This window comes from Kitasatospora sp. SolWspMP-SS2h (assembly GCF_003259315.1).
Lineage (GTDB): Bacteria > Actinomycetota > Actinomycetes > Streptomycetales > Streptomycetaceae > Kitasatospora > Kitasatospora fiedleri.
In genome coordinates, this window is sequence record NZ_QLLT01000053.1 from 1 (window position 1) to 10,073 (window position 10,073).

A 10,073-nucleotide genomic window follows, 5' to 3' on the forward strand; every position below is an offset into this window, starting at 1 on the left:
CCTCCCGGTCGGTGGTGGCATCGTCCGCGAAGCGACGGTCACCGGTCGCGTCGGGCACGTACTTCACACAGACAACGATCCTCAAGCTCACGGCCTGCTCTCCTGTTACTGGTCCGATCCGGCGGCTGCGGCGGCTGTCCGTGCGGGCCGAGCAGTCCTCGGTCCACGCGGGGCCCGCGGCCCGAGCGACGTGCGCAGGTGCCCCTCCGGAACTCCCCGGCAGCATACTCGCGAGTAGCCCAGCCGTCACTACTCGCCAGTAGCTTACGCTGCCCGCAGGTCCGGCCGGGCACCCTGCCACCGCCTGGGGCCCATCCTGCCCCAGGCCGCGGCGCGCTGTCCGCCCGCCACCGGGCCGGGCGCCGTCTTTCGACGCCCGCCGAGGTCCGGGGCCGGGCTCTAGACCGCCTCGCCCAGCGCCGCGATCACGTCCGCCCGGCGCGGCTGCCCCGAGGCCCGCCGCACCACCCGGCCGGACGCGTCCAGCACCAGCACCGTGGGCGTCCGCAGGATCTCCAGCCGCCGCACCAGCTCCAGCCGCGACTCGGCGTCCACCTCCACGTGCGCGACGCCCTCGACCATCCCGGCCACCTCCGCCAGGGTGCGCCGGGTGGCCCGGCACGGCTGGCAGAACGAGGTGGAGAACTGCACCAGCGTCGCCCGCGCGCCCAGCGGCGCACCCAGCTCCACCGCGGTCAACCGCACCTCGCCGTCCCCGCCCCGCACCCGCAGCCTCCCGTCCCGTGCCCTGCGCACCGTCCCGTACCCGCCGGCCACCGCCAGCACCGCCAGGCACACGATCAGTCCGGTCATCCGCCCAGTGTGGCAAACCCGGCCCCGGGCCCGGAAGGCACGCCCCGGTAGCATCGCCCCCGTGACCGCCCGCACCCCGTCGTCGAACCCCCGGCTGACCAGCCGCCGGGTGATCGACCTGTGCCGGGCCGGCACCACCCGCTGTCGCTGACCGCACCGCCCCGACGTCCGACGTCCCGTCAGCGAACCCCTCCGGAGCCCCTCCGTGCCGTCCTCCCCCGTGGACCCCCGCGGCCTGATCGACCCCCGCGGCCCCCGCTTCGCCGCGGTCCTCACCAGCCTCGTCCTGGCCGCCGCCCTGATCACCGGCAGCACCCCGCTGCTGGCCGCCCAGACCCTGGTCTTCGCCGCCGGCGCGATCGGCGGCCACCGCTACGCCCCCTACGGCCGGCTCTACCGCGCCCTGGTGCGCCCCCGCCTCCGGCCGCCCGCCGAGCTGGAGGACCCCCGCCCGCCGCGCTTCGCCCAGGCCGTCGGCCTCGGCTTCACCCTGCTCGCCACCCTGGCCGCCGTCGCCTCGCTCGACCGGCTCGCCCTCGCCCTGACCGCCCTGGCCCTCGCCGCCGCCTTCCTGAACGCCGCCTTCGACCACTGCCTCGGCTGCGAGCTCTACCTGCTGCTGCACCGCCGCTCCCCGGCCCGCTGACGCCCTCCGACCGGGGCGCCGAACGGCCCGCCCCCGGCCCGGGCCGGGGGCGGGCGTGACAGACCGCGCCCGTTCGGGGGATCATCGGGGAGTAACACCCGTGGCAGCCGCGGCGTGCCGCGGCTTCCCGGCGCGGCCCCCGCGCCCCGGGTCCACCGGACCGGGCAGATGGCCCGTGGGAAGTAGGGCTGACCGTGGCTGAGTTCGTGTACCCGCCGGTGATCCGCGCCGCGCTGACCGCCTTCAAGGCGCTGGACCTGCGGATCTCCATCGTCGGCGCCGAGCACGTCCCCGCCACCGGCGGCGCCGTCCTGGTCAGCAACCACATCAGCTACCTGGACTTCATCTTCGCCGGCTTCGGCGCGTACCGGGTGGGCCGCCGCAAGACCCGCTTCATGGCCAAGGACGACGTGTTCCGGCACCGGGTCTCCGGCCCGCTGATGCGCGGCATGAAGCACATCCCGGTGGACCGCGCCGACGGCCAGCCCGCCTACGAGGCCGCGGTGAAGGCGCTGCGCGAGGGCGAGGTGGTCGGGGTCTTCCCGGAGGCGACGATCAGCCGCTCGTTCACCCTGAAGAAGTTCAAGACCGGCGCGGCCCGGATGGCCGCCGACTCCGGCACCCCGCTGCTGCCGGTGATCCTGTGGGGCACCCAGCAGTTGTGGACCAAGGGCCGCCCCAAGACGCTCACCAAGCGCCACGTCCCGGTGACCATCATGATCGGCGAGCCGATCCACCTGGCCCCCACCGACAAGCCCGTCATGGTGACCCGCCGCCTGCGCGCCGCGATGACCGAGATGCTGGACCGTGCCCAGCGCGACTACCCCGCGCAGCCGACCGGGCCGGAGGACTCGTGGTGGCTGCCCGCCCACCTGGGCGGGACCGCGCCGACCCTGGAGCAGGCCGAGGCCGAGGACGAGGCGGAGGCCCAGCGCCGCGCCGCCCGCTGACACCCCTCGACCAGCCGCCGCACCCGCGCCCGCCCGGGGCCGCCCGCGTCCGCCCCGGGATCAGCTCCCCGCGAGGCGGTGGGCGGCCAGGTCGTGCAGCAGCCCCAGCAGCGGCCGGAGCCTGCGCTCGGCCCGACCGGCGAGCGCCGCCAGCACCGGCAGGTCGTCGGGCCCGACGGCGGCGGCGGGCCGGGCGAGCCAGGCCAGCGGGTGGTGCAGGTCGTACAGCAGCGTGCGGGCCTCCCGGTTCCGCTCGGACGCCGGGGGCCGGCCGCCGTGGACGACGTACCTGCCGTCGGCGGACGCCCTCCAGGCGGTGGTGAAGTCCTGGAAGGGGGCGGTCGCCGGCGGCTCGGGGACGGGCTCCAGCGTCTCGGAGTCGTGGAAGTGCGGCCGGCCGAGCGCCCAGCCGCCCACCACCCGCCAGGCCGGGACGGCGAACAGCGGGTGCAGGACCGGGGTGTCCACCGCGCCCGCCGGCCGCAGGCCCCCGCCGCGCCGCTCCCACCGGCGCAGGCCGCCGGCCGCCCCGGCGGTGACCAGCAGGTCCGGGCCGAGGAAGACGGCCTCCGCCGCGCCCGCGGTCTCGGCCGCGGCGACCGGCCGCCCCTCGGGCAGCCCGACGAGCACCGTCCGGGAGCCGTCGGTGAGCGCGATCCGGGTGCCCGTCGCGTCGACGGCCAGCCGGTCGCAGCGCCGCAGCCCCGTGCCGCCCAGGTCGACGGGGACCGGGAAGTCGCCGCCCGTCCCGACCAGGACGGCGCGCATCGGCGCCAGGCCCACCACGTAGCCGTCCGCGGTGGCCGCCACCCGGGCGCCGCGCAGGGCGTCGCCCTCGGCGAGCTGCCGCGCGGAGCCGCCGTCGAGCAGCACGAGCCGCCGGTGCGGCGGCTCCGGCAGCTCCAGGACGGCGACCGCCCGGCGCGGGCCCAGGCAGGCGACCGACTCCCCCGGGTACGGGCCGGCGCCGCGGTGCAGCACCTTCCACCGGCCGGTGCCCGGGTCGAGCCCGCGGATCGCCCAACTCCCGTCCGCCTGCATGCCGTCGAGCGCGAGCGCGGGCCGGCCGTGGGCGAAGCCGACACCGTCCGCGTTGCCGCCGAGGACCGGCAGCGCCTGGTGCGGCGGCTCCGGGCCCCGGCGGGCCGGGCGCGCGAGCACCGACGGGTCGGCCGCCGCGAGGCGCCCGGCCAGGGCCCGCGCGGCGCCCTCCGACGGCTGCCACCGCCCGGCCAGCTCCCGGGCGAGCCGGACGCCGTCCGCGACCGGGACGGCCAGCGCGAGCGCCCACAGCCCGGCGTCGTCCCCGGCCGCGGTGAGCCGCCGCGCCTCGCCGTCGATCTCCCCGGCCGTCCCCCACGGAATCCGCGGGGCCAGGCGGCGGCGCCGGTGCTCCCGCTCGGCGGCGGCGATCCGGTCGGCCAGCCGCTCCTGCTCGGCGGCGGTCCGCTCGGCCTCCCCGGCCGACCCGGCACCGAGCTGGAGGGAGCGGATCACGCCGAACGCCCGCAGCAGGCCGGGCCCGTACGCCAACGGGTCGGCGTCCACCAGGTCCTGCCACAGCGGGACGAGCGCCTCCCGGTCGGGCAGGCCCGTGCGGTCGTACGGCGCGACGGCGACGACGTGCTCCAGTGCCTCGGCCAGCCCCGGCCGGTGGGCCTGCGGGTCGACGCCGACCAGGTACGCGTGGAGGGTGACCCCGGCCCGCCCGGCCGCCACGGCCTCCCGGTGGGGGTCGGCCGGCTCCGACGGCGGGTCCTCGCGGTCGGCGTCGGAGCCGGGGGCGTCGTCGGCGCCGGAGCCGGGGTCGGAGCCGGGGTCGGAGTCGGGGTCCGCGCGGCGCGCCCGCAGCTCGGTGCTCTCCGCGAGGGCGGCGTCGGCCTCCGCCGTCCGCCCGGCGGCGGCCAGGGCGAGGTGCAGGACCCTGAGCGCGTCGGCCAGTTGGGGCTCCATGACGGCGGGGTTGCCCGGTACCAGGCGCCGGTCGAGGTCCACCGCCTCCCGGGCGAGGTCCACCGCGCGCTGCCGCCAGTCCGCGGCGGCGGGCCGGTGCAGGCCGGGGCGGTCGGGCGCGGCCCCGGCGATCGCCTCGGCGGTCCCGTAGTGGCTGACCAGCCGTCCGGCCAGCAGGGTCAGGGCGTAGCCGAGCGCGGCCTCGTGCCGGGCCGGGTCGTCCGCCGCGAGTCCGCGTTCCAGGACCACCGCCTGTTCGAGCGCCGCCAGCGCGGCCCGGCCGCCGAGGTAGCCGGGCGGCAGCAGCATCGCGAGGTTGACCAGGCAGGCGGGCAGGTGGGCCCGCCCCTCCGCCTCGGACGCCTTGATCCAGGACAGCGCCCAGAAGATCCCGAACGCCTCGTGCTCGACCTCCAGCGCCTCCGCCGTCCGCCCGGCCAGGCGCAGCCGGCTTGCCAGGTTGACCAGCAGCGCGCCGCCGCCCGTCCCGGTGGCGGCCGGGTCCATCAGGCCGATCCGCCGCCCGATGTCGACGGCCTCCCGGGCGAAGGACAGCGAGGTGCGCCGCTCGCCGTAACGGCCCAGCCGGTTGGCGAGGTTGGACAGCACGAAGGCCAGCGGCCGCTCGAACGTCCGCGGGTCGGCCTGCGCCAGCGGCCGGTAGAGCTCGACCGCCTCGACCAGGGCGTCCAGGTTCTCCCGGTACCGGCCGGCCGCGGCGAGGGCGTTGGCGAGCCGGGCGTGGATCGCCGCCCGCTGCGCGGGGTCGCCGGTCCGGGCCAGCCGCCGCCGGGCCAGCACGCAGGCCAGGTCGGCCGCGCCCGGCGCCAGGTCGCTGTGGTCGTGCGCGGGGAGCTGGGACTCGACGGCCTCCAGCAGGTCCAGCGGGGCGGCGGACAGCGCGGCCAGGGCGCTCAGCGCGGGGCTGCCCGCCGCGATGGCGAGGTCGGGCCGCCCGCGCAGCAGCGGGAAGAGGTGCTCCTCGGCCACGTGCGGCCAGCGGTCGGCGGCGGCGGTCAGCAGCAGGACGGTGCGCCGGAGCCAGCCGGGGTGCGGCCGGCCGTCGGTGAGCGCCCGGACGGTGCCCGGTGCCCAGGGCCGGGCCGGGTAGTCCGCCGGGTGGCCCGGCAGGGTCAGGGCGGCGAAGTCCTCGGCGAGGCGGTCGGGTTGGAGCGGTTCGAGGACGGTGGCCCGGGCCGGGTCGGCGGGCGGGTAGCAGCTCGCGTGGTCGGCCAGCAGGCGCTCCACCGGCAGCGCGAGGTCCAGCCGGCCGAGCGCCCGCGCCCCGGCCGGCGGCGCCAGCGGGCCGGTGAGCGCGGCCGTGAACACCACCCGGTGCATCACCTCCGGCGGGGTGGCCCACGGCGGTTCGCGGGAGCCGTCGCCGCTGAGCCGGTCGGTGCCGTCGCCGTCACCGTGCCGGTGGGCACCACCGCCGAGCCGGTGGGTGCCGTCCCGGTGCCGGCGGGTGCCGCCACCGGCGAGCCGGTGGGTGCCGTCCCGGTGCCGGCGGGTGCCGCCACCGTCGAGCCGGTGGGTGCCGTCGCCGTGCCGGCGCGCCCAGTGCAGGTGCTCGCGGTCCAGCAGGTAGACGGTCAGCCCGGCCGGGTCCGTCGGCGTCCGCCGCCCGGCCAGGTGGGCGTCGACGGAGACCAGGGCCGCCAGGTGGACGGCCAGGGTCAGCCCGAACTCCGGCCCGTCCAGCCACGGCGGCGGGGACATCCAGCCGGGGACCGGCGCCCCGTACCGCGCGGCGAAGCCGTCCCGGGCCGCGGTGAACATCCGCGCCCGGTGGCCCTCCGGGTCGTCGCCGTCGCCGAGGGCGGCCAGCTCCTGGGCGGAGGTGCCGGCCCGGTGGTCGGCCAGGACGGCCCGGACGGCGGGCCAGGGGCCGGTGTCCCGGGCGATCATCAGCACCCGCGCCGGGACGGCGGGGTCGTGCAGCAGGGCGTTGCTGAGCAGCCAGGTCAGGTGGGAGAGCGGCCAGCGGTCGGCGTAGTCGACGAGCAGCAGCAGGCCCGGCGCACCGTCCGGGCGCAGGTCCTGGCTGCCCGGCGGCGGGACCACCGAACCCGGCCCCTCGGTGGCGGTGACGACCTTCCACCCCTCCGCGACCAGTTCCCGGGCCAGCCGGGCGGCCAGCCGGGTCTTGCCCTGCCCGCCCGGCCCGTGCAGCCAGCGGACGGTCAGCCGGGGGCCGTTCCCGCACCAGGCGCGGAGCGCGGCCAGCTCCGCCGCCCGGCCGGTGAACCCGACCACCTCCCAGCGGGCGTTGAGCATCCGGCTCGGCAACTCGCCCAGCCAGGCGTCCTCGACGGCCTCTCCGGGACGCCAGTTCTCCAGCACGTAGACGGGCGTGCCGTCCCCGAACACGTGGATGTCCGCGCCGATCGCGCCGTAGGCGAACCCGGCCTCCGCGACGACCCGCTGCTCCATCCGCCCCGGCCACCCACCCCGGTCGGGCCGGCTGCCGCGCTCGTCCCGGCCGTCGCGCTCGTCCCGCTCCCGCAGCCCGCTCCCGTCGTCGGACGGACCCGGCGGCTTCACCGCGGTTCCTCGGCCGCCTCCCCGCGCCGATCCGGGGCGGCCCCCCGGGGCGGGTCGGGCTGCGCCGCCTCGTGCACCACCACGTTCCCGCCGAGCGCCCCGTAGGCCCGGCCGTGGTCCCGGGCGGTCACGTTCAGGGTCCAGTGCTGCTCGGCCCGGGGCAGGGCGGCCACCGTGCGCTCCACGAACTCCCGCAGCTCCTCGGCCAGTTCGGGATGCTCGGTCAGCAGCGCCTCCAGCTCGACCTGCCAGCCCGGCGCGAGTCCCCGGCGCACCCGCCCGGGTTCCGGGGCCCACGCCACCAACTCGGCGTCGTGCTCCAACCGGGCCTCGATCGCGCCCTGCCGCCCCGCCTCGCCCCGCCCGAACAGCCTGGCCGCACCGGTCCTGACGCCCTGCCAGGCATCGGTGGCCATCGCCCCCACCAGAGCCGTCCCGCCCGCACCGGCGAGCGCGACCAACGATTCGGCGAGCATCCGTTCCCCCTGGATCACTTGTCCCGTGCCGTCACCGTGCGACGACCGTCTCATGGTGCCACCCGGCACGGCCGCCGGAACATCACCGGATCGCGTTCTGCCACGTACGGCCGGTCGACGCCGCGCCGACAACACCGCGCCGACCGCTCCCGGGTTCCCCGGACGCGCATCCGCCCACCCCGGCGGCGCGCTCAGCCGCCGAACCAGCCCGCCGCGTCCAGCCGGAACCCGGACGGGCCGGTCAACCGCGCGATGCCGTCCTCCAGTTCGCGCAGGCGCTGTTCCCCGAGCACGGCCGCCCAGCGCCCCCGGATCTCCTCGAACCCCGCCGCCGACCTGGCCAGCAGGTCCAGCCCGTACGGCGTCAGCCGGACGACCTTGCGCCGCGCGTCCCGCGGATCGTCCACCCGCTCCGCGTACCCGAGCGCCTCCAGCCGGTCGACGGTCTTCCCGGCGGCCTGCTTGGACACCCCCAACCGGCGGCCGACCTCGCTCGCGGTGGCCCCGTCGATCCCGATCGCCTGCAGGGCGAAGCCGTACGCGGGCCGCGCGTCCGGGTGCCCCTCGCGGGCCAGTCGTTCGTGCAACTCGTCGATGATCGTGCGGAATCCGGCGAACAGCAGCAGCGGCAGCTCGAAGCCGTCGCGGGTCCGGTCCGGGGGATTCCCGTTGCGCGAATCGACAACCTGGTTTACGTTTTGGTCAACCACGTTGTCCATTCTAGGACGCGCAGCCGGGGCCCGCCCTCCGGCCACCCCGACACGCCTCCGCGCCCGCACCCCGAAAGGCCCACCCATGTCCACCACCACCTCCACCCCTTCCACCCCCACCACCGGGGCCCACTTCCCCGCCCTCACCCCCGACACCGCCCCGCCGGCCACCCGCAGCCGCCTCGACCAGATCACCCGCCACCTCGGCTACCTGCCCGCCGCAGCGGCCCGCCTCGCCCACGCGCCGCAACTCCTGGACGGCTTCCTCAAGTTGACCGCCCTCTTCGACGCCACCGAACTCGACCCGGTGGTCCGCGAAACCGTCGTGCTCACCATCGCCACCCGCAACGGCTGCCACCTCTGCGTCGCCATGCACACCGCCGTCCTCACCCGGCTCGACGCCGACCCCGAACTGATCGCCGCCCTGCGCGCCCAGCAGCCGCTGCCCGACGCCCGACTGGAGGCCGTCCGGCTCTTCGTCCACCGCGTCCTCGACCACACTGGCGCCGTCCCCGAACCCGACCTCGCCGCCTTTCTCGCCCACGGCTTCACCCCGCGCAACGCCCTCGAAATCGTCCTCGGCATCGGCGCCTACACCCTCTCCACCTTCGCCAACCGCCTCACCGACGCCCCCGTCGACCCCCAACTCGCCCCCTACGCCTGACCGTCCGCCCCCGGCCGGTACGCTCCCCCGGTGACCGACCGCAGCCCCTTCCTCCCCGCGCTGCGCCACCAGCTGGTGGCCGCGGTCCTCACCCTGGCCGCCCCCGGCCTCCAGGACGACGTCTTCGACCCCGCGCCGCTCCTCACCACCCTGTTCACCGAGACCTGCGACGCCGACGACCCGCTCCCCTGGATCGGCCGCACCCTGCGCACCGGCGAGGAGGCCGCCCTCACCGCCGACCTCGGCACCGCCCTCCGCGCCCTCCTCGCCACCCTCCCGCCCGACCCCCGCCCCACCGACCACCTGCGCTCCCCCGCCTGGCCCGCCGTCACCACCGCGGCCGCCCGCCTCGCCCGCACCCTGGTCGCCAACGACCACCACGCCACCCGCTGAACCGCACCCACCACACGGCGGGGCCCCGACCACCACGGCCGAGGCCCCGCCCACCCACACCCTCAGCGGCCCGGCCCCTCCTCCGCGCCCGCCGGCTCCCCTTCCGCCAGCACGAAGTGCGGATTCTCGATCAGCCCGACCACCGCCCCCGACGGCTCGACCACCGTCCCGACCCGGATACCGCCCCCCACCTCCTGCACCTGCTCCCGCACCGTCGCCCCCGCCGCCACGAACCGCCCCACCGCCACCTCGACGTCCCGCACCCCCCAGTACGACACCGGCCCCACCGCCGGATCCGCGTTCGGGTCGAGCCCCAACTCGTACCCCCCGACGTTGAACCCCACGTAGAACGGCTCGTCGAAGTAGGGCTCCACCCCCAGCACCGAACTCCACCACGCCTTCGCCGCACCGAGGTCCTGCGCGGGATGAATGACCGTCCGAAGACCGAGAAGCACGCCGATGTCCTTTCCGAGGAGCCGAGCCGGCGAGAAGCCGAGCCCGAGGATTGTCCCGCATCCACCGACCTCACCGACCACGGGCTCGCAGCTCCCAGGTGCACCGGTCGAACCGGTCGAACCGGACACCATCGCCCCCTTCCCGCCCCGGAACGCGAGAAAGCCCCCTGACATCCCGTCAGGGGGCTTTCCCACAAAGATTGTTCGGCGGCGTCCTACTCTCCCACAGGGTCCCCCCTGCAGTACCATCGGCGCTGTGAGGCTTAGCTTCCGGGTTCGGAATGTAACCGGGCGTTTCCCTCACGCTATGACCACCGAAACACGGTGAAACGTGTCGCCACCCACCCGTGGCAGGGTGGGGGTCGTTGTTTCAGAACAACACAGTGGACGCGAGCAACTGAGGACAAGCCCTCGGCCTATTAGTACCGGTCAACTCCACCCCTCACAGGGCTTCCATATCCGGCCT

Annotated in this window: 9 protein-coding genes and 1 rRNA gene; 4 read left to right on the forward strand and 6 right to left on the reverse strand. The window is 76.9% G+C overall.

Annotated elements, in window-relative coordinates; all coding sequences use genetic code 11:
- Positions 1-399: 399 nt before the first annotated feature.
- Entirely contained in the window at positions 400-813 is a 414-nt protein-coding gene (locus K353_RS33280; RefSeq protein WP_111557210.1) for a thioredoxin family protein, read from the reverse strand.
- A 205-nt stretch (positions 814-1,018) separates the two neighbouring features.
- On the opposite strand from K353_RS33280, the gene K353_RS33285 reads away from it, so the two are divergent.
- Positions 1,019-1,459 carry a DUF4395 domain-containing protein gene (locus K353_RS33285; RefSeq protein ID WP_233533995.1) on the forward strand — a complete coding sequence of 147 codons (441 nt, stop codon included), beginning with the start codon at positions 1,019-1,021 and terminating at the stop codon, positions 1,457-1,459.
- A 194-nt stretch (positions 1,460-1,653) separates the two neighbouring features.
- On the forward strand, positions 1,654-2,409 hold the full coding sequence (locus K353_RS33290; protein WP_100835470.1) for a 1-acyl-sn-glycerol-3-phosphate acyltransferase: 756 nt from the start codon (positions 1,654-1,656) through the stop codon (positions 2,407-2,409).
- A gap of 60 nt (positions 2,410-2,469) precedes the next feature.
- Here the strand turns inward: K353_RS33290 and K353_RS33295 are convergent, their stop codons facing one another.
- The 3 genes from K353_RS33295 to K353_RS33305 all read right to left on the reverse strand — a co-directional run bounded on the left by K353_RS33295 (position 2,470) and on the right by K353_RS33305 (position 8,104).
- The gene (locus K353_RS33295) at positions 2,470-6,909 is read right to left on the reverse strand and encodes a hypothetical protein (protein WP_111557211.1); all 4,440 of its coding nucleotides are present in this window, start codon (positions 6,907-6,909) and stop codon (positions 2,470-2,472) included.
- Positions 6,906-7,385 (reverse strand): hypothetical protein, encoded by a 480-nt coding sequence (locus K353_RS33300; RefSeq protein ID WP_146616652.1) that lies wholly within the window; start codon positions 7,383-7,385, stop codon positions 6,906-6,908. Before K353_RS33300 ends, K353_RS33295 begins: the two co-directional genes overlap by 4 nt.
- Before the next feature lie 191 nt (positions 7,386-7,576).
- Positions 7,577-8,104, reverse strand: a complete 528-nt coding sequence (locus K353_RS33305) for a MarR family winged helix-turn-helix transcriptional regulator (protein WP_111557213.1) — start codon at positions 8,102-8,104, stop codon at positions 7,577-7,579.
- A 76-nt stretch (positions 8,105-8,180) separates the two neighbouring features.
- On the opposite strand from K353_RS33305, the gene K353_RS33310 reads away from it, so the two are divergent.
- Together K353_RS33310 and K353_RS33315 are read left to right on the forward strand one after the other, a co-directional pair.
- A complete protein-coding gene (locus K353_RS33310; protein ID WP_111557214.1) occupies positions 8,181-8,759 on the forward strand; it encodes a carboxymuconolactone decarboxylase family protein in 579 nt (192 codons plus the stop codon).
- A 30-nt stretch (positions 8,760-8,789) separates the two neighbouring features.
- Positions 8,790-9,152: a hypothetical protein gene (locus tag K353_RS33315; protein ID WP_111557215.1), complete on the forward strand. Its 363-nt coding sequence runs from the start codon at positions 8,790-8,792 to the stop codon at positions 9,150-9,152.
- A gap of 62 nt (positions 9,153-9,214) precedes the next feature.
- Here K353_RS33315 and K353_RS33320 read toward each other — a convergent pair whose 3' ends face one another.
- A complete protein-coding gene (locus K353_RS33320; protein WP_199528326.1) occupies positions 9,215-9,607 on the reverse strand; it encodes a VOC family protein in 393 nt (130 codons plus the stop codon).
- Positions 9,608-9,809: 202 nt separating this feature from the next.
- Positions 9,810-9,926 (reverse strand): 5S ribosomal RNA (gene rrf, locus K353_RS33325).
- Positions 9,927-10,073: the final 147 nt, after the last annotated feature.